At 66.9% G+C, this 25,177-nt stretch carries 19 protein-coding genes; 13 read left to right on the top strand and 6 right to left on the bottom strand.

The window, feature by feature from the left end; genetic code table 11:
- Together KAR29_RS01170 and KAR29_RS01165 are read right to left on the bottom strand one after the other, a co-directional pair.
- On the bottom strand, positions 1–1,074 hold the full coding sequence (locus tag KAR29_RS01170) for an HlyD family secretion protein (RefSeq protein ID WP_274373829.1): 1,074 nt from the start codon (positions 1,072–1,074) through the stop codon (positions 1–3).
- Entirely contained in the window at positions 1,071–3,425 is a 2,355-nt protein-coding gene (locus tag KAR29_RS01165) for a TolC family protein (RefSeq protein WP_274373828.1), read from the bottom strand. The genes KAR29_RS01170 and KAR29_RS01165 overlap by 4 nt, the downstream gene beginning before the upstream one ends.
- Positions 3,426–3,737: 312 nt before the next feature.
- Between KAR29_RS01165 and KAR29_RS01160 the strand changes: the two genes are divergently transcribed.
- Both KAR29_RS01160 and KAR29_RS01155 read left to right on the top strand, forming a co-directional pair.
- The gene (locus KAR29_RS01160) at positions 3,738–6,455 is read left to right on the top strand and encodes a PD-(D/E)XK nuclease family protein (RefSeq protein ID WP_274373827.1); all 2,718 of its coding nucleotides are present in this window, start codon (positions 3,738–3,740) and stop codon (positions 6,453–6,455) included.
- Positions 6,445–10,125 carry a UvrD-helicase domain-containing protein gene (locus tag KAR29_RS01155; protein WP_274373826.1) on the top strand — a complete coding sequence of 1,227 codons (3,681 nt, stop codon included), beginning with the start codon at positions 6,445–6,447 and terminating at the stop codon, positions 10,123–10,125. Before KAR29_RS01160 ends, KAR29_RS01155 begins: the two co-directional genes overlap by 11 nt.
- Positions 10,126–10,232: 107 nt before the next feature.
- On the opposite strand, the gene KAR29_RS01150 is transcribed toward KAR29_RS01155, so the two are convergent.
- Together KAR29_RS01150 and KAR29_RS01145 are read right to left on the bottom strand one after the other, a co-directional pair.
- Complete coding sequence (locus tag KAR29_RS01150; RefSeq protein ID WP_274373825.1) at positions 10,233–10,895, bottom strand: GrpB family protein; 663 nt, start codon at positions 10,893–10,895, stop codon at positions 10,233–10,235.
- Positions 10,896–10,905: 10 nt separating this feature from the next.
- Positions 10,906–12,585: a C1 family peptidase gene (locus KAR29_RS01145; protein ID WP_274373824.1), complete on the bottom strand. Its 1,680-nt coding sequence runs from the start codon at positions 12,583–12,585 to the stop codon at positions 10,906–10,908.
- A gap of 167 nt (positions 12,586–12,752) precedes the next feature.
- Here KAR29_RS01145 and KAR29_RS01140 point away from each other — a divergent pair, with 167 nt between their 5' ends.
- The 5 genes from KAR29_RS01140 to KAR29_RS01120 all read left to right on the top strand — a co-directional run bounded on the left by KAR29_RS01140 (position 12,753) and on the right by KAR29_RS01120 (position 17,651).
- Positions 12,753–14,252: an ISNCY family transposase gene (locus KAR29_RS01140; protein ID WP_311135624.1), complete on the top strand. Its 1,500-nt coding sequence runs from the start codon at positions 12,753–12,755 to the stop codon at positions 14,250–14,252.
- A gap of 432 nt (positions 14,253–14,684) precedes the next feature.
- Entirely contained in the window at positions 14,685–15,533 is an 849-nt protein-coding gene (gene panC / locus KAR29_RS01135) for a pantoate--beta-alanine ligase (RefSeq protein ID WP_274373823.1), read from the top strand.
- A 5-nt stretch (positions 15,534–15,538) separates the two neighbouring features.
- On the top strand, positions 15,539–15,919 hold the full coding sequence (gene panD, locus KAR29_RS01130; protein WP_274373822.1) for an aspartate 1-decarboxylase: 381 nt from the start codon (positions 15,539–15,541) through the stop codon (positions 15,917–15,919).
- On the top strand, positions 15,916–16,752 hold the full coding sequence (gene panB / locus KAR29_RS01125) for a 3-methyl-2-oxobutanoate hydroxymethyltransferase (protein ID WP_274373821.1): 837 nt from the start codon (positions 15,916–15,918) through the stop codon (positions 16,750–16,752). The genes panD and panB overlap by 4 nt, the downstream gene beginning before the upstream one ends.
- Positions 16,749–17,651 carry a ketopantoate reductase family protein gene (locus tag KAR29_RS01120; protein ID WP_274373820.1) on the top strand — a complete coding sequence of 301 codons (903 nt, stop codon included), beginning with the start codon at positions 16,749–16,751 and terminating at the stop codon, positions 17,649–17,651. Before panB ends, KAR29_RS01120 begins: the two co-directional genes overlap by 4 nt.
- A gap of 315 nt (positions 17,652–17,966) precedes the next feature.
- Here the strand turns inward: KAR29_RS01120 and KAR29_RS01115 are convergent, their stop codons facing one another.
- Both KAR29_RS01115 and KAR29_RS01110 read right to left on the bottom strand, forming a co-directional pair.
- Positions 17,967–18,455, bottom strand: a complete 489-nt coding sequence (locus KAR29_RS01115; RefSeq protein ID WP_274373819.1) for a hypothetical protein — start codon at positions 18,453–18,455, stop codon at positions 17,967–17,969.
- A gap of 391 nt (positions 18,456–18,846) precedes the next feature.
- Complete coding sequence (locus tag KAR29_RS01110; protein WP_274373818.1) at positions 18,847–19,719, bottom strand: AraC family transcriptional regulator; 873 nt, start codon at positions 19,717–19,719, stop codon at positions 18,847–18,849.
- Between the two features lie 367 nt (positions 19,720–20,086).
- Between KAR29_RS01110 and KAR29_RS01105 the strand changes: the two genes are divergently transcribed.
- The 6 genes from KAR29_RS01105 to KAR29_RS01080 all read left to right on the top strand — a co-directional run bounded on the left by KAR29_RS01105 (position 20,087) and on the right by KAR29_RS01080 (position 25,143).
- Positions 20,087–20,281 carry a hypothetical protein gene (locus KAR29_RS01105; protein WP_274373817.1) on the top strand — a complete coding sequence of 65 codons (195 nt, stop codon included), beginning with the start codon at positions 20,087–20,089 and terminating at the stop codon, positions 20,279–20,281.
- Positions 20,282–20,290: 9 nt separating this feature from the next.
- Positions 20,291–20,515: a FeoA family protein gene (locus KAR29_RS01100; protein ID WP_274373816.1), complete on the top strand. Its 225-nt coding sequence runs from the start codon at positions 20,291–20,293 to the stop codon at positions 20,513–20,515.
- Positions 20,512–22,995, top strand: a complete 2,484-nt coding sequence (gene feoB, locus KAR29_RS01095) for a ferrous iron transport protein B (protein WP_274373815.1) — start codon at positions 20,512–20,514, stop codon at positions 22,993–22,995. The genes KAR29_RS01100 and feoB overlap by 4 nt, the downstream gene beginning before the upstream one ends.
- A 5-nt stretch (positions 22,996–23,000) precedes the next feature.
- On the top strand, positions 23,001–23,324 hold the full coding sequence (locus tag KAR29_RS01090; protein WP_274373814.1) for a hypothetical protein: 324 nt from the start codon (positions 23,001–23,003) through the stop codon (positions 23,322–23,324).
- 81 nt (positions 23,325–23,405) lie between these two features.
- Complete coding sequence (locus tag KAR29_RS01085) at positions 23,406–24,206, top strand: DUF4198 domain-containing protein (protein ID WP_274373813.1); 801 nt, start codon at positions 23,406–23,408, stop codon at positions 24,204–24,206.
- 145 nt (positions 24,207–24,351) lie between these two features.
- Entirely contained in the window at positions 24,352–25,143 is a 792-nt protein-coding gene (locus KAR29_RS01080) for a DUF4198 domain-containing protein (RefSeq protein WP_274373812.1), read from the top strand.
- Positions 25,144–25,177 lie beyond the last annotated feature (34 nt).

Genomic DNA, 25,177 nt, shown 5'->3' with positions numbered 1-25,177 from the left:
CTACTCCTCCTTCTCCGGCAGGCGTCCGTGCCAGGGCCTGCGCTGTCCCCAGTAGACCGTCACGGGAAGGCCCTCGACGCGGTAGGCCCCCTTCAGCGGCTCTCCGGGGAGGAGGCGTACCTTGAGGGCCGGCCCGGCATCGGCCAGAGGTCCGGCCAGGGAGAGGGGCGTCGGCTCGGCCAGGAGGGGGGAACCGTCGACGGAGGCCGCCATCAGGGTTCCGTCGGGGAAGCGGACCCGGACGTCCCTGCCGGGCTCGACGAAACGCATGTCCTTGGCGGCGACGAAGGTGATCAGGCAGACGCGCTCCGGGTCGGCGATGAGGGCCAGAGGCGTCCCCTGGCCGACGGCCTCGCCGGGCCCGACGAAAAGCTCCAGGATCTGCCCCGAGATGGGGCTCCTGATCTCGAGGGGGCCCTTCCCTTCGGTCAGCGACTTCAGTTCCGCCTCGATCTGGGCGAGCCGGACGGGGACGTTGGGGTCGACAAAAATCCGTTGGGCCTCTTCGAGATCGGCTCCGGAGCGGATCTGATCGGCCCTGGCCCGCTGGACCCTCCCTGCGGCCTCGTCCACTTCCGCCCTCGTGGCCGCCCCTTTGCGGAAAAGTTCCTCGATGATCCCAAGGCGGCGGGCCTCGTAGTCCGTCACCTCCTGCGCCAGAACCAGGGCGCGGCGCTGGGCCGAGACGGGATTGGACTGGGGGCTCTGGAGGAGCAGGGCCCGACGCTCGGCCTCGAGAGGGGCGCGAAGCAGTTCCAGCGAGGCGTCGGAGAGGCGGAGGAGCGGTTTTCCGGCCTCGACGAAGTCGCCCCGCCCGAAGGAAAGGTTTTCGATGACGGCGGGCCGGGGGCTGTTGACGGAAAGACGCTCCATGTAGACGACGCCGGGGGAGCTGGCCATGAGCCAGCCGATGGCCACTTTGGAGAGGAAAAACAGGAGGGGACTGGTCACGAGGAGGACGACGAGGTACCAGCGCCAGCGGGGAAAGGCCCGTTTGGCCGGAGCGTAGGGGACGCGGACACCCGCCCGGACGTCGGCGGCCTTGCCCTCGGGAGTGTTGAAGCGGATCTTCACGGCCTCATCTCCTCATAGTCCTTCCAGGCCTGGACGACGATGGCGGCCGCTCCCTCTCGGCCGAGGCGCTCGGCGAGGTAGGCCGCTCGGGCGCGGAAGGCCTCCCTTCCGTAGGCCCCGTAGCTCTCCTGAGGGGAGAGGAGGGACTCGACGCTCTGAGCCAGGGCCAGATTCAGTCCCGGATGTTTTCGGCGAAGCCTCTCGAATCGCTCCAGAACGGCCTCGACGCGGGTCGAGTAGATCATGACGGCCACCTCCTCTACGGGGATCCTCTCCAGCCCGGGCCCGACGACATCGCCCAGCTCCCCCTCAAGCTCGCGGGGATGGACGGAAAGGGCCAGGGGGCGATCCGTCTGGGTCCGGACGATCTCCAGCGTCCTGACCAGCTCGGCGGCGAGCTCCAGACGTTTTTCCGCGGCGCCGGGAAGGGAATCGGGCTCGAGGTCGAGATGGAGTCCGCGGAAGGGGAAGGGCTCCAGCTCGCGGACGAGGCGGACCAGCCCCTGACGGTGTTCGGGCAGGATCCAGGCCGGATCGCCCAGGAGGAGGTCGACGGTCAGCCCCTGCGATCGGGCGGCGGAGAGGAAGGCCTCCAGGCTTCTGCGTCCCCCTTCGGTGCGGAACGAGGCGATCTGCGCGGCATCGAAGGAAAGCAGCATCCGGGAGAAGCCCTCGTTCCGGAACCGCTCCAGCGCCGCGGCGCGGCAGGCGCTGTCGAGGAAGGAAGAGGCGTCCCAGACGTAGGCCGTCAGCCCCGTGTCCAGGGGCTCCTTGCGGCCGGGGCTCGCCGAGGCGGCCCGGGGGGGCAGGGGCTCCGGACGTCCCTCCGCGACAGCGGGCGAAGGCTCCGGACGGGAAGGTCCTCCTCCGGAAAGGGCGGGCGGCGGAAGAGAGGGGCTCGCCGCGACGGAAGGGACCGTCCCGGGAGACGGCGGAGCGAGGGAGGGTCCCTCGGCCCGAGAAAGGGGGCTGTCGGGGAAAGGGCTCCCCGCGAGCCAGGAGGGATCGAGAAGGGGCCGTGACAGGGTCAGGGACCGAGGAAGAAGCCGGCTTTGCGGCGGAGGCCCTCCTTCGGGGAAGGCGAAGCGGACGAGCTCGGCCTCGGTCTGGAGGAGAAGCGACTGGGCCGAGAGGAGATCGAGGGCGACGCGGAAGTAGCCGTAACGGCTCTGCTGAAGTTTTTCCAAGGTCTCCCCGGCCAGAGCCCCGTGCCGCAGCGTGTCGACGCGCAGGGCCTCCCAGGCCGCATCGAGTCGACGCTCTCCGGCCTCGATCGAGGCCAGGGCGTATTCGCGCAGGACGAGGGCTTCCATCAGTTCCCCCTCGACGCGGATCCGGGCCACGACGGCCGAACGGCGCTCCCGCTCGAGGTCGGCGCTGGCGGCGAGGCGGGCCTCGTCCTCACGGGCCCCGAGGGTCCCGAAGGGCTCCCTCAAAGAGAAGGAGAGGTAGAGCCCCGTCCCCGTCGAGCCGGGGAAGTCCCGGCCGGCCGTCACGCCGATGTCGACGGTTCCCTCTCGATCGATGCGACCCGTCGTCTCGAAGAGGCGCCGCCTCAGCTCCAGGAAGTCCCGGCGGTAGCGCAGATCGGCCAGATCGGCGACGTGGTCCAGCAGGGTCTCGCCGTCTTCGATGGGTCCCGGAAGGTAGGGCGGCGAGGCGGGGATGCCCTCCCAGGAGCGCCCCGTGGCGAGGCGCAGGGCCTGGAGGGCCTGAGTGCGTCGGAGCTTCGACTCGACGAGATCCCTTCTGGCGATGTCGAAGGCCGAGAGGAATTCCAGACGGTCCCGCTCGAGCAGGAAGCCCCGGCTGACCCGCTCGGCCAGAAGGCGCTCCGTCTCGGCCTCGTCGGCGAGGAAGGCCTCGATCATCTCGCCCCGGCGCCCCTCGATCCAGAGGAGGGCATAGGCCTTGCGGAGGGCCGTCAGATTCCGCTCCGCCGTCGCCTCGGCCAGGGCCCGTCCGCCGAGAAGGTTCAGCTCGGCCAGGAGGACCTCGATCTTCTCCCGGCTCCACGTTCCCAGGAGAGGGAAGGAGACGCCGGCCCGAGCCGAGACGTTGCCGTAGGAGAGGCTCTCCTCCGAGGTGGCGTTGACGGGCTCGTCGCTGTAGCCGTAGGCCAGGGCGCCGAAGGCCTTAGGTCCCTGGCGCTGACTCTGGAGGTTCCGGAGATGTTCGTCCCGTTCCATAGCGGCCAGGGCCTCCAGGAGCTCCGGCCCCTCTCCCACGAGAGGTTCGAGGGCCTCCAGCGACGGGAAGGCGACGGGCTCGGCGGCAAGGGGACCGGCAAAGACCGAGAGCAGAGATCCCAGGACGAGAACGGTCAACAGCGCCTTCTTTGCCTGCCTCATCCCACACCGTCCTCTCTCGGAATCGTCGGCGACGAGGTCCTGCAACCGCCTTCACGAAGGGAAGAGGGGGGACGCCGAGGGCCCCCTTCTTCCGGCCTTCCCTGCCGACATCCCCCCTCGCGCTTCAGGAGGAAACTTCTTTCATTGTGCCATCGCAGGCCCTCTCTGTCCATCGGCGTGGAGGCTTGACGGGAAAGGGGGTTAACCTTAAATTGCACATCGGGAGAATCGGCTTTTGTCTCTGCAGAAGGCCCTCAGCCGCGCTACGGAGGGACCGGAAACGGGCAAGGCCCCGGACAGCGGAGGTGAGCGATGACACTTCATCTGAAGGGCTACAGAACCCTCGACGATCTGGCTTCCCTCCTTCGAGGCGAAGAGGAGGAGACCCTCTTCATCCTGCCCTCCATGGCCGAAAGACGGGGACTGGAGACGTTCGTCAAGACGACGCCCTGGAGCTGGCGCCGCCTCTGCGACGAGATCTTCAGGGCGGCGGACCGGCCCGAAAGAACCATCGTCGACGCCATCGACCGCTGGCTTCTGCTTCGCGGTCTCGAAGAGGCCGACGGCCTTTCCGGAGCCTTCCTCGTCCCCCTCGGCGACGACATCCGGGAGCTGATTCGCCAGGAGGTCTCGCCGGAACGGTTCGCCCGTGCCCTGGGCTGCCGGGAGAGCTGCGGGGCCTGCACCAGGAGCGACAGCGAGGGGCGGCTCTGCCGCCTCTACGGGAGCTACGGGAGGACCCTGAGGGAGCGTGCCCTCATCGACGGGGCGGCCCTGGAGGCGGAGGCGGCCTCCGTCCTGGCCCGGTCGGGAAGGGCCTTTCTGGAGCGCTGGGGCCGGAAGACCTTCTCCTTCGTCGGCTTCCTGAGCCTGACTCACGGCCAGCTTTCCCTCCTCCGCCGCCTTCAGGCCCTGGACGTGACGATCGAGCTCTTCCACCCCCTGACGGGTCTCGAGGGCTATCCCGACGCGGCCGGCCAGCTCGCCGACCTTCGATCGTCGGGGACGGAGGCCGACGGGCCCCCCTCCCGAGTCCACCGTCTCCTCGGCGGCGACGACCGCCTCGAGGCCACGCTCCTCTGCCGAGAGCTGGCCCTCTGGAGCTCCGGAGAGGGGGCCTTCGCCGACCGCCCCTTCCCCGGCTGGGGGGGCATAACCGTCGTCTCCGGGACGGCGACCGTCGAGGAGGCCCTGCGGCGCTACCGCATCCCCTACGTGAGCCGCCGTCGTCGGGCCATGGCCGAAGGGACGATCTGGAAGATCCTGCGAGACCTTCTGGAAAGGGGCCGCGACGGCTGGCCCTTCGACGAGACCCTCCTCCTCCTGTCCAGTCCCCTCCTCGCCGGAGACCTCCCCTCGGCGGTCGACATCCGCCGCCCCCAGGGACTCGAGGCCTGGCGCGAGAGCCTCGGCGACGGAAGCCGCGGACGGCTCTGCCTCGAGGCGGCGGCCTCTCTGGCCGAATCGGTCGGGAGGGGAACGACGGCGACGGCCCTTCTGGCCGAAACGGTCCGCTTCCTCGGCGAGACCCTGGCCGCGCCGGAGCGGATGGCCCGTCTTGTCGGCGACGACATCGAGCTCGACGAGGAGGCTCGGTCCGTCAACGGCACGCTGAAGGAGCTGACGCGACGCCTCGATCTCGTCCGATCGGGCGACGATCGGCCCGAGTGGTCCCGGATGGAGCTCTCCGGCGAGAACGGCCGGACCTTTCTGGACCTCGTGGCCCAGGAGTCCTCCCTGCTGCCCCCTCTGCCGCTGCGCGAAGCCCTTTCCCTTTACGACGACAACCTTCCCGTTCTCGAAAGGGCCGAAGTGGTGGTCCTCCTCGGAACCGATCACCGCCGCTGGCCCGGGAAGAGCGGCGAAGGCCCCTTTCTCTCCGACCGTCTCCGATCGACCCTCCACGACGAGGGAGATCTGGGACCTCTCCACCTGCCGACGGCATCGGACCGACGTCTGGCCCGGGAGGGACTTTTTCGGCGCCTTCTCGCCTCGGCTCCCGACGTGTTCCTCTGCCGGGCCCTCCAGGACGACTCGGGGCGCCCTCTGGAGGAGACGCCCCTTCTGGCCCCCGCCCTGGACTCGGGGTGGGCCGTCGAGGGAGCGACGGCGGAGCTGCCTCTGTCGCGGCTCGTTCTCTCGGTCCGGGAGCCTTACGTCGAGGCCGTCGAGATCCTGGACGAGCCCTGGTCGCGGCCGAGGGAGGGCCCCGTCGCCTGCCTGTCCGCCCCTCCTTCGGTCCCCCTCAGCGGCCTCGACCGCTTCCGCCGCTGCCCCTTCCTCTACGCCCGACAGGACCTCGCCTCCGCCGACGGAGATCTCTTCGACTCCGCCCAGATCGGCTCTTTCCTCCACGGCCTCTGGCAGAGGGCGTGGGAGGTAGAGGGGCCTCTGGAGCGGTCGACGGCGGCCCTCTTCGACGAGGTTCTCGCCGCGGGAGGCGAACTGGCCTCCCGCCTGACCGATTTCCCCCGCATGAGGGGCCAGCTGGCCGAACGTTTGCGGGCCCTGGCCCGGCGCCTCGACGGGGAAGAGGGCTCCCTGGCGACGCGACGGCGCTCGATGGAGCGGGAGTGGACGCTCCCCCCCCTGAATATCGGAGGCGTCACCTTCCGCGGGCGTTGCGACAGGGCGGACAGCCTCGACGACGGGGCTCTGCTGCTGTTCGACTACAAGCTGGGAAGTTCCTCCGGCTACGAAAAGGCCCTTCAGCTCGCCGCTTACGGCCTTGCCCTGCGCGAGGCGGGCCGGTCCGTCGCCGGCTACGTCTACGCCTGTCACGGAGACGGCAGGCTCGTCGGAGCCCTGGCCGAGGGACACAGGGGAACGGTCCGGCTCGACAGGGGGATCAGGAAAGATCTCGACAGCGCCCTCGAAGAGGCCCGGTCGGCTCTGGGGGCTCTGGCCGAGGCCGTTCTCGCGGGGCGTTTCCCCCCCGACTACGACAGCAAGGCCTGTCCGGGCTGCCCCTACGGCTCCCTGTGCCGCCGCGACGAACTGAGACGGGAGGGAAAAGACGATGACGACTGAGGCCCCTCTCTTTCTCCTCGACGGCCTGCGCGAGAATCAGCGCCGGGCCGTCCTCTCCCGGGAACCGTTCGTCGTCGTCGGAGCCGGTGCGGGAACGGGAAAGACGCGCACCCTGGCGGCACGCTTCGCCTGGCTCGTCGTCCAGGGACTGGCCGCGTCGGAAATTCTGACCCTCACCTTCACCGAAAAAGCGGCCCAGGAGATGGCCGACCGCATCGGCGCCACACTGGACCAGTGGGCCCGCGAGCTGCGGGCAAGGGGCGACGCCGGAGCCGACCGGCTCGACGACGAGAGAGGCCGCATCGGCGAGGCCCCCATCTCGACGATCCACGCCTTCGCCTACGACGTGGTGCGCCGCAACGCCCTTCACCTGGGCCTTCCTCCGGGAACGGGCCTGCCGACGGCTCCCGACGAGGAGGCCTTCTGGCGCTCCGCCGCCGAGGCCCTGGAACGCCTCGACCGACCCTGGTTCGACGTCCGTCTTCCCCGCCAGAGGGCCCATCTGGCCCTCTGCCTCGACGACGAAAAGACGAGATCCCTTCTGGAGAGCCAGTCCGTAGACGACGTCATCTCCCTGGCCCGCTCGACGGCGGCCCTCTTCGGCAGCCGCGACGGCAGCCCCGACTCCCTGCCCCTCTCCGCCGAGGCGGTGGCGGCCCTCGACGAGGAGGCCCGCTCCCTCTACGCGACCCGACGCCGTGCCTTCTGGCGCGACGCCTGCGCCTGGTGGGGCGCCGTGCTGGAAGCCATCGAACCCGACGAGAGGGCGAAGGCCAAGGCGGAGCCGCTCTTCGCCGCCATGAAGGCCCGATGGGCGGCCCCCGACGAGGAGACCCTCGCCGAGGCCGTCGTCTCCCTCGTCCGCTTCTTTCAGGAGATCGCCGCCACGAAAGGACATGGAGCCGCGATCTACAAGGCGGCCCAGGCCGAGCTGGAGCGTCGCTCGGGAGGACGTTTCGTCCGCCTCGTCGACTTCCGCGACGCCCTCATCGACCGCGGGGCGCTCCAGGCCTGGATGGATCTCGGCGAATCCGACGGCGACAGGGAGCGACGGGCCCGCTTTCTCGGCCTGGCGGCCCTTCTCTGGGCCCTCTGGGAGGAGGAGAAGCGCCGCCGGGGCTTCTTCGGCTTCGACGACATGATCCGTCTCGGCCGCGACCTCCTGCGGGACCATCCCCAGGGGATCACCCCTTTCCGGGCCATTCTCGTCGACGAGTTCCAGGACACCGACGTCGTCCAGGACGAGCTCATCGCCGCCGCCGCCCGGGCCTCCCGCGCCTCGGGGCCCTGCCCGCTCTTCATCGTCGGCGACCTCAAACAGTCCATCTACCGCTTCCGCCACGCCGAGCCCGACCTCTTCGCCGACGCCATCGCCCGAGCCCGAGCCAAGGAGGAGGGGACGGCCTACGAGGCCCTGACGGAGAGCTTCCGTAGCCGCTCGGCCCATCTTCACGTCGTCAACGGCCTCTTCGGCCACATCTGGAGGGAGGGGCTGACGGCGAAGAAGCCGCTCCCCTACGAGGAGCTGGACTTTCCCGACGATCTCCCCTGGTGGAAGGAACGCGACGGGGCCTCGGAGATTCCCGCCCTGACCCTTCTCATGGAGGCCAAGGACGGCGAGGCGCCCGAAGGCCTCACCGAAGAGGAGCGGGACGACAGGCCCCGACGGCGCCTCGTCCGTGCACTGGCCCTCACCCTGGAGTCGATGAGGGGAAGGCCGCTCTGGGACGGCAGAGAGGGCAGGTCGCGGGAGGCCACGTGGCGCGACATGGCCCTCCTGGTGCCGACGCGGAGCGCCTACGGCCTTCTCGAAGAGGTCCTCTGCTGGGAGCGGGGGCTGCCGGCCGTCTTCCTGGGCCGCAAGACCTTCTTCTCCCGCGGCGAGGTGCGCGACGCCGTCTGCCTCCTGCGGGCCCTGGCCGACGGGGGAGACGACCGTTCCCTGGCGGGATGGCTGGCCTCCCCTTTCTCGGGCCTGGATCTCCGCGAGGCGACGGCTCTGGCCGACGAGGCCACAAGAGACGGAAAACCGCTGGCTCGGGTCGTCGCCGATCGTCGGCCCGACGTGGCCGACGACCTGGAACGGAAACGCCGTCGGGCCCTCGTCCTGGGACCGGCCCGCCTTCTCGAGGAGCTCACCTTCCGGGCCGAGCCTCTCATGGCCCTGGCCCCCTACCTGAGGCGGCGGGCTTTGGCCAACCTGGGCCGGGCCGTCGACAGGGCCCGCGAGTTCGAGGCCGCGAGAGGGCGCTCCCTTCGGGGCTGCGCCGACTACATGGCCCGAGGCGCCGAGGAGCAGAGCTCACTGGAGGAGGCGCCCGTCCTGGGAGAGAAGGAGGACGTCATCCGCGTCCTCTCCGTCCACGCCGCCAAGGGCCTCGAGTTTCCCATCGTCGCCCTTCTGGGCCTGGAACGCTCCGTGGGGCAGAGGCCTCGGGCCGGCCTGGCGCCGTCGCGTTTCGTCGGCGCCGCCCTGAGCCGAGGCGATTCCGACGAGGAGCCGCCGTCGAAAAGACTCCACGACGTCCTCGAAAGGGAAGATCTCGTCGAGGAAAGCCGCCGCCTCTTCTACGTCGCCGCCACGCGGGCCCAGGAGGCCCTCATCCTCTGCGGCCTCCTGGGCGGACGCGCCAAGGAGAAAGAGGCGCCGGGCCTTCCCGAGGGGAGCTGGCTCGCCGACGTCGCCTCCTGGCTCGCCGCGGGCCGGGGCGACACCTCGAAGGAGGGGCTCTACGAGGCCCTGCGGGAACATCGCCTTCCCGACGAGGCCTGGCGAAGGACGGAAACCGCCCGGCCCCGCCGGGCCTCGACGCCTCGGCGACGGGGGACGGAACCGCCCGCGGGAGAGCCCTTTCTGGAGTGGACGGGCGCCTCGGCCTTCGCCCTCTTCAGCTTCTGCCCCTACGCCTACCGGCTGCGCTACAGGCTGGAGATGCCCCTCGAATGGGATTCGGAGATCTACGGCGACGACGACGGCAACGATTCCGAAAGGCCCTGGGCGGGGAAGGAGGAGCGGCCGGGACGGCTGGCCTACGGCAACGCCCTCTTCGGCAGCCTCGTCCATCACCTGCTGGGCCGGGTCTGGGACCTGACGCCGGAGGGACTCGAAGAGGCCCTCCCTCAGGCCTCGTCGGCCGAGGGGAGGCGCCTCGAATCGGAGATGGCCCGGGAGATCCGTCCCCTCTGGCGCGACGACGCCGTCAGGCGGAACCTGACAACCCGTCTCAAGACCTTCTCCGCGACGGAGATCTGCCGAAAGCTGGCCGAAGAGCTCCGGCTGGGGCGGCTCAGGCGGGAGACGGTCTTTGCCGTCGACCTGCCCGGGGGACCGTCGCTGCGGGGAGCCATGGATCTCTTCTGGGACGACGGGACGCTTCGCCTGCGCGACTTCAAGACCGGCGCCCCCTCCGAGGCGGGCCACCTCCTCTACGGGGCCCAGCTCGCCTTCTACGGCCTGGCGCTGGAACGTCTGCGGGACAAGACCGTCGAGGCGGGGCTGATCTATCTCGACGGCAGGGAAGAAGTCTTCCCGCCGGCCGATGCGGGAGCGACGGCAACGGCCGTCCGGGCCTTCGCCCTGACGGCCGTTGCGGGACCCTTTCCTCCCCGGGGCGATCGCTGCCCCTGCTGCCCCTGGCGGGAGGGCTGTCCCGGGCGGGTCCGTCCCTGAGGGGAACGGACCCGAGTCTCCATCCGGGAGCGACAGAAGCGGCCGTCGCGGCCGGTCCCCGGGAGATCTTTCGCCCCTTCGGGAAAGACCTTTTCGAGAGACCCGGTTCAGCCGCCGTAACGGTCTCCGAAAAGCGCCCTCGCCAGAGCCGTGTGAGTGCGGACAAAGTCCGTCTTGCCCTTCGAATAGCGGTCCCGATTCCTTTCATAGAGGGCCTTCAGGCCGATCTTGAGCCTTTCGTACTCTCGGGCCGCATCGCTTCGGATCCGGAGATAGTCCCGAAAATAGAGCTCGTCCCAGTCGCCTCTGTAGCGAACGTGGAGATGGAAGACCTTTTCTGCGAAGCCCTCCTCCGTGTAGCCTTTCAAAAAGAGCCGGTGGGGCGGCGGGTTTTCGGGCTGGTCGATGCCGAGGTAGCCCTCGCCCTTCAGGATTCGCTCCAGCCGGAGCAGGTCGCAGCCCGGCACAATCTCGAGGAGAATGTCGACGGTGGGCTTGGCTTTCAGTCCCTCGACAGCGGTGCTCCCGATGTGATGGATGCGCTCCACGTTTTTCCGCCCCAGGGCTTCGACGAGGGTTTTCTCCTCGTGAGCGTACCAGACCTTCCAGGCCGGGTCGGGCTCGCTGAGCACGATGGGGAAGAGCCGCCACAGCTCCTCATCGCTCATTTCCCTCAGCTTTTTGACCCCATCGGCCTCCTCGTCGAAGGTTTCCTCCCCGTTGGTGGCCGGCGGAGCGGACCGGTGACGGCCGGCACCGGTCCGCCTCATCGGAAGAGCGTCAGCGGCGGGATCGGAAGACAAGGACGAGGGGAAGGAGAGCAAGGAGGGTCCCGCTACCTCCCAGATTGCAGCCGCCACCGCCGCCCGAGGAGGGAAGGGGCGTGGGGTCGTCCGTCGTGGCCCTGGAGAAGGCCTTGAGGCAGACGCTGGAGGTGGGATTGGCGGGGTCGATCGTCGTCGCATCGGCCCAGGTCGTTCCGTCGGCGGAGACGAAGGTCTCGCCGACGTTGGCCTCGGCCTTGTCCGAATAGCCCTCGCTCATGGCTTCGATGGCCACGGGGAAGGCGTAGCCCGGCGTCTTCAGCCTGACGACGACGGCAAAGCGGGTCCCGGCCTCGATGACGACGGGATTCTCGAGGACAACCGTATGGAAGCCCGGAAGAGCCAGCGTTCCGGCCTGCTGGGCGACAAGCGCTCCCGACCGGGGAGCGCCCGTTCCTCCCGCATAGACATAGACCTCGTATTCGTTTCCGACGCCTCCGGCGTAGAAGGCGACGGACTGGAGCTCGTCGTTGGCCACGGCTGCCGACTCCAGAGAAGCCTCGGTCACTCCGGCGGTGAAGAGGGCGGCGAACCAGGCCGTCTCGTTCCCCTCGGTGACGGGAGAGTAGGAGAGGACCCATCCCAGCGGGTCATACTGGTAGATCCGCTCCGAACTGTCGACGACGTCGCCCACGTAGGCCGCCCCCGTGTCGAGGACGGAGTCGTAGTAGGAAAGGTAGAAATACCCTCCGTCGCCGAAGGCCAGGCCCCAGCTGTTCTTGACGATCCAGGCTCCGTCTCCGGCGGGAGGGCTGTTGAAATTGGAGGCGCTGAACGCGTCGTCCCAGCCGACGATGGTGACGGCATGGTTGGAGGACTGGCCGCTCCCCGCCGGAACGTAGTAGGCGTTGTGCGTGCCGTTCCAGTAGGGATCTTCGCTGACGTTGCCGCCCATGTTGTCGTCGGCGTAGACGCCGACGGAGACGGCTCCGTACGTCTGGAGGACCCCCTTGATGTTGTCGACGCTCGCCTTCTGATACCGCGTGTCGAGATCGTAGTAGAAGTTGTAGACGTGGGCAAGACGCCGCGACAGGGGAACCGCCGCGCCGGGAACCTGTCCGTAGGGGGCGTCCGCCTCGTCGACGGCTCCCGTCCCACGGGCCAGGAGGGCGACGGCCTGGAAGTCGTCGCCGCCCGCGTCCATCAGTTCGTCGAGGGGGGTGTCCGCCGCGTAGTCGTCGAAGCCGGGCAGGGCCCCGGACTGATCGACGGCGCCGAAGTAACCCAGATGCATCTCGGCATAGTCGGGACTGACGACGCCGGCGCGCAGGGCCGACGATTCGAGGGAGGCCAGGGCGGCGAAGGTCCAGCAGCTTCCGTAGGGGCTCTGATCCCGGACGGGCGTCACGAAGCCCAGGGTCCTCAGGTCATAGGCCTCGGGCAGATCGGCCTTGGACAGGCCTTCGAAATAGCTCCTGCCGGCCAGGTGGCTGAGATCGACGGGAGAGGGGATTCGCCCGCCGCGAGGGAGGAAGGAGGAGGCCCCTTCCAGTTCCCCCTCGGCCCGGGCGGCGAGGTAGTCCACGAAGGCCGGGTTGAGGGGGGCCAAGGTCCCGGCCTGGGCCGTCAGGGCCAGGAACAGAAGGAGGGGCAGGGCAAGAAGGAAAGCGCGGGAAGCGAACAGACGTCGGACCAAAAGCGACAACCCCTTTCTCTATGAAACCTCACTCGATGATGCGGACTCGGAACGGGACGTCACGGGCAGGAGATCCGGACCCCGCCCGGTAAAGCCGGCCCTGTCTCACCCGATACACTCCGTCGACTCGCCGTCGGCCTCGCGCCTCCCCCCCCTTGGGCCCCCTTATGCGGCGGGATCTCTTCCGCGACGACGCTGACGGAGACAGGCCCGGTCTTTCTCCACCAAAGCTAAACTCCAACAACCCGTTAGAGTCAAGGGGCAAAGCGCCACGGTGTCGCCGGACAATGGTATTGTCACTCGTGAAGAGGACAGGGAAAATGTCACTTATGACGACCAGGAGAGACCTACTCATGAAGACAAAAGAAGCAAGGCGCTTGGGGTTGGTGGAAGAGGCTGTCGCGGGCAACCTGACGGTTCAGGAGGTGGCCGATCGGCTCGGTCTGAGCCGCCGTCAGGTCTTTCGGCTCAAACGACGCTACCGGGAAGAAGGAGCGCAGGGGCTCCTGCACAAGGGACGAGGCAAACCGTCCCGGCGCAGAATCTGTCAGGAGACACGGGATTTCGTCGTCAGTCTGGCCAAGGGTCTTTACAGGGATACGAGCTGTCAGCACATGGCCGAACTCCTTGCCGAAGAGCATGATCTCGTGCTGAGCGCCAAGAGCATCGCCCGTTTCCTTCGCGCGGAGAACCTGTCCCTCGTTCATCGCCACCGGGCCCCGAAGCGGCGTTCCCGCAGGGTCCGACGGTCCCGACGAGGCGATCTGGTCCAGATGGACGCCTCTCCTTTCGATTGGTTCGAGATCGGTGAGCGTTGCACTCTCCACGGCGTGATTGACGATGCCACAGGAGAGGTCCTCGGTCTGTGGATGGCCAGGAATGAGTGCCTCTTCGGCTACTTCCGCGTGCTCCGTCAGATGCTTGATCGCCACGGCGTGCCTCGCGAGCTTTACGCCGACCGCCACACCATCTTCCTTTCTCCCAAGTCGGAAAAACTGACGATCAAGGAGGAGCTGGAGGACTCGGCGCCTGTAACCCAGTTCGGCCGCGCTCTGGAGGCTCTCGGAACTCGCTATGTCCCTGCAGGGTCTCCCCAGGCGAAGGGGCGGATCGAAAGGCTCTGGGGAACTCTTCAGGATCGTCTCGTCGTCGCCTTCCGACGGGCCGGAGTGAAAACGATCGAAGAGGCCAACGTCCTGCTCGCCGCCTACCCGGGAGAGGTCCATAACCCGAGGTTCGCTCGTCCTCCCGCAGAGGGGGCATCTGCCTTTCTCCCTCCGCCGGACGGCCCCGCTCTCGATCTCCTCCTGACTCGCCAGACCGACCGGAAGGCCTCGGGAGACTCGACGATTTCCCTCGACGGAAAACAGTACGCCCTGATAGGCCCCCGCAGACGCCCCCTGCTTCTTGCCAGAGGACAGGCGGTCAAGGTCATCGAGAAGCTCGACGGGAAACTCCTGGCTCTTGTCCATGACGGGCTCTACGATCTCGCAGCCGTCGACAAAGAGCCCCCTGCGACTCCCCCGCCTGTCATCGAGACGAAGACAGGCACTCCATGCAAAACGAAGAAGCAGAGGAAGCCGGCGGCAGACCATCCCTGGCGACAGAATCCCGCTCCTCCTGCCGCGGCGGTCGGCTCCGAGCAAGGGACGGGTTCCCCTCCCTAGAAGGACCTCCGCCGCGGAGGAAAGCCAAGGCGGGCTGTTGACGGGGGCGATTTCAGCCCCTCGAAAGCGACACTTTCATTGTCCCTCAGACCCTCTTTTTAGATGACATTTTTAGTGTCCCTTGACAGGGGCAAAGCGCCACGGAGGCCCGACGGCAGGAATCCCGCTGTCGCCCTCACGGCATCGGGCCCCGATCCGCAGGCAAAAACAGGGCGGGAGTCCATCGGTCCGGCCAGGAGGTGTCTGAAGAACGGAGGCGGCTGCCTCGACCCCGCACCGGCGAGGTGATTGGAACAGACCTTGAATCGGTGGATCCGACGACCCCCTGAAGAGCCGGCGGATTCGGGTTGAGGTCCGTCACATTGCGTTCCCGCCCCCTTTGAGCTATCTTGTGTCCATTCTTTCCTGTTTTACGACGAAGGAGGCACGACAATGGTCACAATCGTAAGAGAGGCCCGGGAAATGTCCTCCCTGTTGACGCAGAGGCGGCGCAGAGGTCAGACGATCGGCCTCGTGCCCACCATGGGATACCTTCACGAGGGGCACCTTTCACTGGTCCGGTCCAGCCGGATGGAGAACGACGTCTCCGTCGTCTCCCTTTTCGTCAATCCCCTTCAGTTCGGTCCCGGCGAGGATCTGAGCCGCTATCCCCGAAACGAGGCCCGCGATCGCGAGCTTCTCGACGGGGAGGGCGTCGACTTCCTCTTCGCCCCGGCGGCGGAAACTCTCTACGCGCCCGATCATTCGACCTTCGTCGACGAGGCGGCTCTGAGTCTTCCCCTCTGCGGCGCCTCGCGGCCGGGCCATTTCCGGGGCGTCTGCACCGTCGTTCTCAAGCTCTTCAACATCGTCGGTCCCGATCGGGCCTATTTCGGCATGAAGGACTACCAGCAGCTCCAGGTCATCCGGCGCATGGTCCGCGATCTCAGCGTCCCCGTCACGATCCGCGGCTGTCCCCTCGTCCGCGAGCCCGACGGCCTGGCCCTGAGCAGCCGCAACACCTATCTCTCGCCACAAGAGCGCACCTCGGCCCTGGCCCTTTCGTCGGCCCTCGAGGCCACGGCCCGGGCCTACGCCGACGGCGAGCGCTCCGTCCCGGCCCTTCTCGAAGGCCTCCGCGGGCGGCTGACTCGGGACCCTCTCCTTCAGATCGACTATGCCGAAATCCGCGACGCCGAAAGCCTGGAGGCCCTCGACGTCGTCGAGGCTCCGGCCGTCGTCGCCCTCGCCGTCAGGGTGGGCAAAACGCGCCTCATCGACAACGCCGTCATCGGAGGGTGAGGACCATGTTTCTTCAGATGCTCAAGGGGAAACTCCACGGGGCCCGCGTCACCGAGGCCAACCTCGAATACCGGGGAAGCATCTCCATCGACAGAGACCTCATGGAGGCCGCCGGCTTTCTCGTCGGCGAGAAGGTCCTCGTCGCCGACATGGCCTCGGGCAACCGCTTCGAGACCTACGTCATCGAAGCGCCCCGGGGAAGCGGCGCCATCTGCCTCAACGGAGCCGCCGCCCGACAGGGCACGGTAGGGGATCGGGTCATCGTCATGGCCTGGTGCCTCCTCGACGGCCGCGAGGCATCGACGCATCGCCCCAAGGTGGTCCGCGTCGACGAGAGAAACGCCGTCGCCGAAATCGGCGAGATGAACGGAGGGGATTCGCGATGAAGAAGATCTCCATCCCTCACCTGAAGGAAATGAAGGCCAGGGGCGAGGTCATCACGATGATCACCGCCTACAGCGCCTGGCAGGCCCGTCTCGTCGATGAGGCCGGAGCGGAGATGACCCTCGTCGGCGATTCCCTGGCCATGGTGGAAAAGGGATACCCGGGGACGTTGCCCGTGACGGTGGACGTCATGGTCGACGCCTGCGCCGCCGTCACCCGCGGGACCTCGAGGAGCTTCGTCGTCGGCGACATGCCCTTCCTCTCCTACGAGGTGGACCGGGCCCAGGCCATCGCCAACGCCGGACGGTTCGTCAAGGAGGCCGCCGTCGACGCCGTCAAGCTCGAGGGAGGCCTGGAGCGGGCCGAGACGATCAGAGCCATCGTCGGCGCCGGGATGGCCGTCGTCGGCCACATCGGGCTCACGCCCCAGTCGGCGACGCTTCTCGGAGGCTTCCGCGTCCAGGGACGGGATCTGGAGGGAGCGCGCAGGCTTCTGGCCGACGCGAAGGCCGTCGAGGAGGCCGGGGCCTGCGCCCTCGTCCTCGAATGCGTTCCGGCCCCTCTGGCCCGCCTCATCAGCGAGAGACTGACCATCCCCACCATCGGCATCGGCGCCGGAGGGGGCTGCGACGGCCAGGTCCTCGTCTTCCACGACATCCTGGGCCTCTACGGCGACTTCCGCCCCCGCTTCGTCAAGCGCTACGTCGAGGGGGGGAAGATCCTCAAGGAGGCCCTGGAGACCTTCGTCGACGACGTGCGTCGCCGCGGATTTCCCGACGAGGCCCACTCCTTCGGCCTCGACGAAGCCCTCATCGAGGAGCTGAGAGGGTCATGAGGGTCACCCTCGTCGGCTGCGGCGCCCTGGGAGGTCTCGTCGGAGCCCGCCTGGCGCGGTCGGGCAACGAAATCCAGGTCCTCCAGAGGCCGGGAGCGACGCTGAAACGCCTCCGGACGCGGGGGCTGGAGCTGGACGACAGCGGCACCGTCAGGGCCTACCCCGTCCGGGCCGAGGCCGATCCGGGCTCGCTGGAACGAGCCTCCCTCGTCGTCGTCACCGTCAAATCCTACGTCACGGCCGACGTGGCCCCCCTCCTGAGCGATCTCCTCGACGACGACGGCGTCGCCCTGACCCTTCAGAACGGCCTGGGCAACGCCGAACAGATGACAGCCGTCCTGGGATCGGAACGGGTCGGGGCCGCCGCCTGCACCTACGGAGCCTACCGAGACGCCGAGGGGCTCGTCCACGTCGGGGGCGAAGGAGAGATCCGTTTCGGCCCGATGCGGCCCGGACGGGAATGGACCCTCGTCGAAGACCTCCTCACCGGATCGGGCTTCCGGGCCCGCCTCGTCTACGACCCCAGGCCCGACCTCTGGTCGAAGCTCGTCGTCAACGCCGCCATCAACCCCGTCTCGGCCCTCGTCCGCCGCGAAAACGGCCACATCCTGGCCTGCGCCGAGACGTCACGGCTGGCCAAGACCCTGGCCATGGAGGCCTGCCGCGTCGCCCGGGCCGAGGGCATGCCCTTCGGCGAGGGCGAGATGTGGCCCCAGGTACGCCTCATCATCCAGGCCACGGCGGCCAACCGCAGCTCCATGCTCCAGGATGTCCTGGCCGGAAGGCCGACGGAGATCGAGGCCATCAGCGGTGAAATCCTCCGCCGGGGACGGGCCTTCGATCTCTCCCTCCCCGCCACGTCGACGGTGCGGGCCCTCATCAGAGGGCTGGAGAGTTGATCGGCATCGCCTTCATGCCCCGCAGGCGGCCAATCCCCGGATGGACCGAAACCGTCGGGACGGGCTCCGTCGGGTCCGCCGACTCGGGACCCGCTCCGATCGCCCCGTCGGTGCGGGGTCGAGACGAAGCGCCCCGATCACCGAACGCCTCGTGGCCGGGCCGATGGGGTTTTCGCTCATCTCCGTCCTCGGATCCGGACAAACGGCGACGCCGGAAAGGCCTCTGCAGCAGACGCTCCGGGGCGGGACAAACGAACGAGGGGACCCGGAACGGCTCTTCCGGATCCCCTCGCTGCATGACCTCCACCCTCCGCCTCAGTTCAGGACGTTCCACGCCTCCTGCGTGAGGAGATAGAGGACGGGGCCCAGATTGGCGTTGGGCTCCACGACGGCATAGACGGAGCGCCCCGTCCTCTTGTGGGACATCAGGTAGGCCCTTCCGTTCCAGTTGCTCCCGACGAAACGGCCGCCCTGTCCCTCGAGATTGGCGCAGAGACTGCCCACCGTCGCCACGCCGGGCCGGTAGATCTGGCCCATGACGTGGACGAAACCATCGGCGCTGTAGCCGACGAAGACGGAATCGAACAGAGGCGAATCGCTGATGCGGTACATCTCCAGGTTCGTGCCGAAGTTGCCGCTCCACTCGATCCTATCGGGCCCTCCGACATTCTGGTAGATCCAGTTGCGCCCCTGATAGAGATCGAGCCGATCGGCGATGAAGGCGCTGACCATGGCATGACCCGGCACGACGGCCAGAAGGAGAAGGACGGCTCCGACAGACAGAACTCCTGCCAGTTTTCTCACGACTCTCACCTCCCCCCCTATCATAGGCCAGGGAAACCCTCAAGGCCAGGGGGAAGTCCCGAATCGTCGGGCAAATAGGGGGCAAACGCTCCAGAGATCCGGTCGCGAAGCAGCTGAAGGGACGGGCCTTACCTCGAATCCGTGTCCGATAGGCCGGGTGAAACCGCCGAATCGACGGCCCTCTCTGAGCCTGCGAATCGGACTCAGAGAGGGGCACCATCCATCCCCTCGGCGGATGGGGTGAGACGGATCTCTCGCCCCTGAAGCCATCCCTTGATCCTGTCGGTGGGGTTGTGACTCTCGTCTGCCCGGGAAGGCGAGACTTTCGGAAAAATCTCAAGACGTCGCACGTCTGCGCGACAGCCACCGGGAAGAGCCACCTCGCCTCCCGTCAGACCAGGGGGATGCGGATCTCCGTCAGGAGCTCTTCGGGGGTCGTCGTGGAGGGATCGTTGAGATAGATCTCCAGCGAACAGGAGCCCTTCGGTTCCCGGCCGCTGCCGGGCAGCCACTCGCCGTAGAGACGCCTGTAGGCGGCATGGAGACCGTCGTAAGAGCCCTTGTAGAGGAAGACGGCGTACTCCCCTCCCTCTATGACCTGGAAGGAGATGCCCTCGGCACTCTCGAAAGGACCGGAGAGGGAAAGACAGACGTCGAAGCGGATCTTGTCGGCAGGCGTCACGTCGGGATCGTCGTAGCAGACGCCGATGGCCAGGGCCTGCGGACCGGCCGCCTCCAGGACCTTCGGAGAGGAACAGAGTTTCACCCAGGACGCCTCACAGGCTGCGTAGGGCCCGACGTGGCGAATATAGGCCACGGGAATGGGATCGAAGCGCTTCACGTGCACCTCCATGACGATTCCTCCTTTTCGATCGGGCGACGACGCCATGGGCGGCGTTCCGAAACGCCCGTGATGGACGACGTTACGCCCCCGCCGGTATCGGCTGGGGTTGAGGCCGAAATGAACCGAGAAGGCCCGGCTGAAGGATTCGGGCCTCTCGTAACCGGCCTCGAGGGCGATATCCACGACGGAGCGCCCCGAATAGCGCAGGGACCAGGCGGCGCGCTCCAGGCGCAGCCGATGGGCGTATCTTCCCGGGCTCTCTCCCGTGAGGCCCGCGAAAAGGCGGCAGAAGTGGAAGCGGGAAAAACCGCAGAGACCGGCCAGCTCCTCCAGCGTGGGAAGATGCTCCAGGTTTTCCTGAATCCGCCTCTGGGCTTCACCGACGCAACGCTCGTAGTCCTCCCGGATCCGTTCTCTCATCCCCATCTCCCCTTCAGGACCAGCATAACCTCGCCGGCGACCGAAAACATGACGGAAATTGCGCCCTTCGGTGAAAGCCGAATCTGACGGTACAGGCCCTTCCCCGAAAAGCCGTGTCCGGTGAACCGGTCCGCTCTCCTCTCAGGGAAGGAAAAGGCATGTCCGGCGACACAATTTTCCCTCGGGGCCTTGACTCGGAGGGAAAAAAGGTTATAGTGGGGCCAAAGTTTGATGCCTGGAACAAAGAGTCTCCTTCGGCGCGTGCCTGGGGGACGTATGTGTCGCTTTTTGTGCCGTCTCGATCATCGAGACTTTTTTTAGCCTTTTCGCAAAGTTTTATACGACAAACAAGGAGGGGATCCCCTTGGTGCCTTGGCTTCTGTTCGGCGCTTTCATCGCCTTCGCCGCCTGGCAGGCCCTCAAGGGAGTGAAAAAGACGCTCCACGGCGGAGGTTGCTCCAACTGTTCCGGCTGCGGCGGCAACTGCAGTCGCGTCGCCTTTCTCTCCCCCGCCGAGAAGAAGGGCTGTTCCTCTTCCGTCGCAGAACACGATACCGAATGAGGTGATCACATGACGCTTGACGAGATCAAACCCGGCTCACGGGCGATCATCCGCAGAAACCATGCCGCCGGGGCGGTGAAACAGCGGATGATGGACATGGGCTTTCATCGCGACACCGTCGTCGAAGTCGTCCGCAACGCCCCCCTGGTCGACCCCGTCGAATTTCTGATGGACGGCCAGCACGTCAGCCTCCGCCACGCCGAGGCCCGCCTCATCGAGGTCGACCTTCCATGAAAAAACGGTGCATCGCCCTCGTCGGCCAGCCCAACAGCGGCAAGTCGACGATTTTCAACATGCTCACGGGATCGCGCCAGCACGTGGCCAACTACCCCGGCGTCACCGTCGAGGTCAAGCGGGGGACCTTCCGCCAGGGACTGGGAAAGGTGGAGCTCGTCGACCTGCCCGGGACCTACAGCCTCACCTCCTATTCGTCGGAGGAGAAGGTGACGCGCGACTTCATCCTCTCCGGCAAGGCCGATCTCGTCGTCAACGTCGTCGACGCCTCGAACCTGAAGCGCAGCCTCTACCTGACCTTTCAGATCCTCGAGATGGGGGCCCCTCTCGTCGTCGACCTCAACATGGCCGATGTCGCCTCCGGCCGAGGCCTCTCCGTCGATTCCGCCGCCCTCGCGGCGGAGCTGGGCGCTCCCGTGGCGCCAACCGTCGGCAACCGCCGCAGGGGAGGCCGGGAGCTGAAGGAGGCCATCGCGATCGGAGCCGGTCCGTCGGCCTTCCGCCTCGATTACGGCCCCCTCGAACCCGCCCTGGAGGAGACGACGGCGGCCCTCGAGGCGCTCTTTCCCCACGAAGGGCTTCCCTGCCGCTGGATGGCCGTCAAGCTCTTCGAGGAGGACGAGGCCGTCGCCGACCAGGTACGCGCCCGCGGCGAGAGGGGCAAGGCGCTTCTCGAACGCGTCACCACCCTCTCCAAGCGCTTCGAGAGCGTCGAAGGCGACGACACGCGAAGCCATATCGGTCTCGTCCGTCACCGTCGGGCCGAGGCCGTCGAGAAACTCTGCTCCCGAAGGACCGCCCCCGCCGGACGGACCTGGACGGACCGTATCGACTCCGTCATCGTGCACCGCATCCTGGGCCCCCTGATCCTTCTGGGCGTCATCTACGGCCTTTACGAGCTCTCCATCGTCCAGGGCTACAAGCTGACGGCCTATGTCGTTCCCTGGCTCTCCCGTTTCCACATGGCCGTCGAGGAGCGCCTCCCCCTGGCGGGGCTTCTGCAGGAACCGCTCCTGCGCAGTCTCGTCAGCGACGTGGTCGCCTCCATCAACTCGGTGCTCATCTATATCCCCATCTTCCTCATCCTCTTCGCCGCCATCGCCGTCCTGGAAGACGTGGGGTACATGCCCCGCATGGCCTTCATCCTCGACAGGCTTTTCCGCCGCTTCGGCCTCCACGGCCAGTCGACGCTCCCCCTCATCCTGGGCGGCGTCTTCGTCGGGGGCTGCGCCGTCCCCGGCGTCATGGCCACCCGCGTCATCGCCGACGAGAAGGCGCGGCTGGCGACGATTCTCATCGTTCCCCTGATGAACTGCATGGCCAAGATCCCCCTCTACACGCTGCTGGTGAGCGTTTTCTTCGTCTCCCACCAGGGGGCCATGATGATCTTCATCTCCACCGTTACCCTCATCGTGGCTTTGGCCGTCGCCAAGATCCTGACTCTGACGATCCTGAAAAACCGCCCCAGCTCGCCCTTCGTCATGGAGATGCCCCCCTATCACGTGCCGACCCTTTTCGGCGTCCTTCAGCGTTCCGTCGAGCGGACCTGGCTCTTCTGCCGAAAGATCATCACCGTCATCGCCCTCGTCGCCGTGGCCGTCTTCTTCCTCACCCGCTACCCCCAGCTGCCCGACGAGGAAGAGGCGAATTTCGCCGCCCGAGCCGAGGCGATCCACGCCTCCTTCCTGAGCGAAATCGCCGACGGCCCCTATGCCTCACCCTTGGCCGACGAAGCCTTCTTCCTCGGTTACCTCGACGTTCAGGAGCGCTACCGCCAGAGCCGCCTGGCCGGACTGGACGGCACCGCCCTGGAGCGGAAGTTCTCCGGAGAGAAGGACAAGGTCTTTTTCGATCTCCTTCAGCTCCGCGACGGTGACGGGAAGAAGCTCGACAGGGCCTTCAAGAGCCTGCGTCGCGACAGGATGACCCTGATGCAGGAGTACGATGCGGCCCGTCTCGACAACAGCGTTCTGGGCCGCATGGGCAAGGCCCTCGAACCGGTGACCCGTTTCGCCGGATTCACGTGGAAAGTCAACGTCGCCCTTCTCAGCTCCCTCGCCGCCAAGGAGAGCAGCGTCGCCACGCTGGGCGTCATCTACCGCCCCCAGGGTGACGAGAACCAGACCGTGGGCGAGCGGATGCGCGAGCAGGAAGAGGGTTTCACGCCCCTTCACGCCCTCGCCCTGATGCTCTTCATGGCCTTCTATCCGCCCTGCATCGCCACGCTTCTCATGGTCAAGGTCGAGACGCGCAGCTGGAAATGGGCCCTCTTCGCCCTTGTCTACCCCACGGCCCTGGGACTGGGCGTCGCCTCCATCGCCTTCACGGGGGGACGCCTGCTGGGTCTGACGGGTTTCCCCGCCGCCTGGGCCTTTTACGCCCTGGCCTTGGTCGTGACGATCCTCGTCGGCGCCTTCTCTCCCGAGGAGGAGGTCGATGCCGCCGAAGAGGACGATACTCTGATTTCCGAAAGGAGGTGAAAGGAATGAACAGAAGAACGTTGATGGTCGCTCTCATCGCTCTCGCGGTCTCGGCCCTTTTCGCCGGAGCCGCTCTGGCCCACACCCCGATCTGCATGGCCTACCTCAACGACGACGGCACCGTGACCTGCGAGGGAGGCTTCTCCGACGGCTCGTCGGCGGCAGGCACCAAGATGACGGTCCGTACGCCCGACGGCACGGTCCTCATCGAAGGCGCCATGGACGAGTTCAGCGAGTTCTCCTTCGAGAAGCCGGAAGGCCCCTTCGAAGTCGAATTCAACGCCGGCCCCGGTCACGTGATCGTCATCAAGGGAGAGGACATCAAGTAGCCCCGGAAGCCGCCGCTTTGCCCCGGCGGGGCGGACCTCTGCCGCCCCGCCCGCCTATCGAGAAAGGATGTGCATCGGAGCATGCGCAAAAAACTGATCGCCCTCGTCGCGGCCCTGGCCGTCGTCTCCTTCGCCTTCCCCGCCTTCGCCCACTTCCAGATGGTCTACACGCCCGAAAGCGCCCTGGAGCGCCCCGAGGAGCTCCACTTCAAGGTCGTCTTCACCCACCCCTTCGAGGCGGGTCACACGATGGACATGGCCGGAGTCGAACAGTTCTACATGGTCAACAAGGGAGAGAAAAAGGACCTCAAGGGAAGCCTGAGCCCCATCTTCTGGAGCGGCCTCTCCAACACGGGCAAGGCCTACGAGGCCAAAGTGCCCCTCCGCGGCATGGGCGACTTCGTCTTCGGCCTCGTTCCGGCCCCCTACTATGAGCCCTCCGAAGAGGTCTGGATGCAGCAGTGCACCAAGGTCATCGTCAACGTGGCGGGCCTCCCCACCGATTGGGACAGCGAGATCGGCCTCCCCGTCGAGATCCTCCCCCTGGCCAAGCCCTACGGCCTCTGGACGGGCAACGTCTTCAGCGGCGTCGTCAAGGCCGACGGCAAGCCAGTGCCCTTCGCCGAGATCGAGGTCGAATTCCTCAATCACAGGCCCGACGTGGAGAACAACCGCTTCGCCAAGGAAGGCGAGGTCGAGGCGCCTCAGGACTGCTTCGTCACCCAGACGATCAGGGCCGACGCCAACGGCACCTTCGTCTACGCCCTTCCCCGCGAGGGCTGGTGGGGCTTCGCCGCTCTGGGCGTCAAGACCCTGGAGTACAAGGGAGCCGAGCTGGGCCAGGACGCCGTTCTCTGGGTCCAGGTCCGGGACATGAAGTAGGGCGAAACGGTCGGGAAATCCGACAGGCGACGGGGCCCCTTCAGGGGGCATCGTCGTATCGAAACCCGAGTTTTATAACTAAAACTCGGCGTCGACAAGATACGCTCCACGCTTCAAAAGAAGTTTCAAAAGGAGGATTTTATTCATGCTTTCCCTTTTCAACGGCAGAACGCTCCGCACAGCCCTGGCCGTCGCGGCCTTCTCCCTCTCGGCCCTTCCCGCCGCTCAGGCTCACGATTTCTGGGTCAACGCCGCCGAGCCCGTCGGAGGCATCGTCAAGGCCGAGATCGGTTACGGCCACGACTTCCCCAAGGCAGAGCCGATTCCAGAAGACCGCGTCCATCTCTTCGACGCTCTCCAACTGGTGACGCCCAAAGGGGCGATGAAGCTCGACCAGGTCGGCGAGAATTACGCCTTCCAGGGCAGAGCCGACCTCCAGAGGGGAAGCTACCTCGTCCTGGGCACCTACTTCCCCACCTTCTGGTCCAAGGGAGAGGGCGGCTGGTCTCAGACCAACCGACTCCAGCGCCCCGACGCGACCTATTGTGAAGAGGTGCTCATGTTCGCCAAGACCGTCCTCAACGTCGACGGAGGCCGTGACGACGCCTTCATCTCCAAACCGGCGGGACAGGGCCTCGAAATCGTGCCTCTCGTCAATCCCGCTAAGGTCAGGACGGGCGAGAAGTTCCCCGTCCAGGTCTTCTACAAGGGCAAGCCGGCCAAGACCGTCAAGGTCGAGGCCGTCTTCGCCGGCTTCTCCGACAAGGAATACAAGGCCTTTCAGGGAAGGACCGATCTCGAGGGCAAGATCGACATCATTCCCCTGAAGGCGGGACAGTGGTTCGCCGAGGTCGAATATTCCGAACCCCACCCCGACAAGACGAAGGCCGACGACCTGATCTATCTTTCCACCCTCTCTTTCCGCATCGACGACTGAGCCCGGGGCGAGGCCGAAAGGGGAGAGCCCCTTT

This window comes from Aminithiophilus ramosus (genome assembly GCF_018069705.1).
Classification (GTDB): domain Bacteria; phylum Synergistota; class Synergistia; order Synergistales; family Aminithiophilaceae; genus Aminithiophilus; species Aminithiophilus ramosus.
This window is presented reverse-complemented; position numbering and strand designations above follow the sequence as displayed.

What these genes read in the sequence shown, in the direction of transcription:
- KAR29_RS01165 (WP_274373828.1), bottom strand. Translation starts at nt 3,425, where the DNA reads ATGAGGCAGGCAAAGAAGGCGCTGTTGACCGTTCTCGTCCTGGGATCT.
- KAR29_RS01160 (WP_274373827.1), top strand. Translation starts at nt 3,738, where the DNA reads ATGACACTTCATCTGAAGGGCTACAGAACCCTCGACGATCTGGCTTCC.
- KAR29_RS01155 (WP_274373826.1), top strand. Translation starts at nt 6,445, where the DNA reads ATGACGACTGAGGCCCCTCTCTTTCTCCTCGACGGCCTGCGCGAGAAT.
- KAR29_RS01150 (WP_274373825.1), bottom strand. Translation starts at nt 10,895, where the DNA reads ATGAGGCGGACCGGTGCCGGCCGTCACCGGTCCGCTCCGCCGGCCACC.
- KAR29_RS01140 (WP_311135624.1), top strand. Translation starts at nt 12,753, where the DNA reads ATGCGGCGGGATCTCTTCCGCGACGACGCTGACGGAGACAGGCCCGGT.
- panC (WP_274373823.1), top strand. Translation starts at nt 14,685, where the DNA reads ATGGTCACAATCGTAAGAGAGGCCCGGGAAATGTCCTCCCTGTTGACG.
- panD (WP_274373822.1), top strand. Translation starts at nt 15,539, where the DNA reads ATGTTTCTTCAGATGCTCAAGGGGAAACTCCACGGGGCCCGCGTCACC.
- panB (WP_274373821.1), top strand. Translation starts at nt 15,916, where the DNA reads ATGAAGAAGATCTCCATCCCTCACCTGAAGGAAATGAAGGCCAGGGGC.
- KAR29_RS01120 (WP_274373820.1), top strand. Translation starts at nt 16,749, where the DNA reads ATGAGGGTCACCCTCGTCGGCTGCGGCGCCCTGGGAGGTCTCGTCGGA.
- KAR29_RS01110 (WP_274373818.1), bottom strand. Translation starts at nt 19,719, where the DNA reads ATGAGAGAACGGATCCGGGAGGACTACGAGCGTTGCGTCGGTGAAGCC.
- KAR29_RS01100 (WP_274373816.1), top strand. Translation starts at nt 20,291, where the DNA reads ATGACGCTTGACGAGATCAAACCCGGCTCACGGGCGATCATCCGCAGA.
- feoB (WP_274373815.1), top strand. Translation starts at nt 20,512, where the DNA reads ATGAAAAAACGGTGCATCGCCCTCGTCGGCCAGCCCAACAGCGGCAAG.
- KAR29_RS01090 (WP_274373814.1), top strand. Translation starts at nt 23,001, where the DNA reads ATGAACAGAAGAACGTTGATGGTCGCTCTCATCGCTCTCGCGGTCTCG.
- KAR29_RS01085 (WP_274373813.1), top strand. Translation starts at nt 23,406, where the DNA reads ATGCGCAAAAAACTGATCGCCCTCGTCGCGGCCCTGGCCGTCGTCTCC.
- KAR29_RS01080 (WP_274373812.1), top strand. Translation starts at nt 24,352, where the DNA reads ATGCTTTCCCTTTTCAACGGCAGAACGCTCCGCACAGCCCTGGCCGTC.